Genomic DNA, 832 nt, shown 5'->3' on the forward strand with positions numbered 1-832 from the left:
CCGCCGATTGCGGTGAGGGCAGCGCATCCTGTGAACAGGCCAATCGTCCTTCGTCGCGTGATAGAGGGCATATGTGGAACGATCCACTAATAGCACGTATAAAAACTTGGAAAGGTCAAAATCAGCTTGAATGGGAACGAGAAGTGAAACAGATGGTGTCGGTCACGCCTGTGCGAAGTCGCTCAACGACTCGCCAACCATAAAGCCGATCGCGTCATCGACCTCTTCCATACCGAACGCGATGGCGAGCATCTCCTCGGACGTGTTATCAATGGAGATTGACTCTGATGCAGTGGATTCCCCCTGAACTTCGGACTCACTATCCAATTCGACACTTGCTTCATAGGTGCCAGGCTCAGTCCACACGTCTTCGTAGGCCGTCACGCCGTCTTCATCGCTGTTCTCGTTAGTATCTTCATCGTCCGATTCCGGTGGTAACTCAAATGATTCTGATAGGACAGTCTCATCTCCCGGACCGGTGATAGTCACAGTACCGGTAAGGACATCCTCAGTTTCGTTGAAGAGATTGACATCGCCCAACGCGAGATCGGCAAGGCTGTCCACGATCGTCGTACAGCCAGCTGTGCTGCCGAAGAGTCCAACGCCACATGCGGCGAGGAATCGGCGTCTGCTGGTGCTGTTCGAGCACTGACCAAGTGTCTGGTAGAGGGTCATATACGGCATTGAAGAGCAGACGGTGTCAATCTCCGGAACGTTCAAAATCTGTTTTGAGAAACGGCTATCGTTTCCTATCAATCGCAGTGATTTTAGTGAGTGTTTCAGGAAGACACCAGTATGGCTGCCCTCCAAGCCACGCCACCCTCGATTAGTG

The 832-nt window shown here is 52.4% G+C and carries 1 protein-coding gene; it reads right to left on the reverse strand.

Annotated elements, in window-relative coordinates:
• Positions 1-162: 162 nt before the first annotated feature.
• Positions 163-832 (reverse strand): hypothetical protein (locus tag DVK07_RS23880; protein ID WP_233565548.1); only part of this gene is annotated, 670 nt, incomplete at its 5' end.

It is taken from the genome of Halorubrum sp. Atlit-26R (assembly GCF_003666015.1).
Lineage (GTDB): Archaea > Halobacteriota > Halobacteria > Halobacteriales > Haloferacaceae > Halorubrum.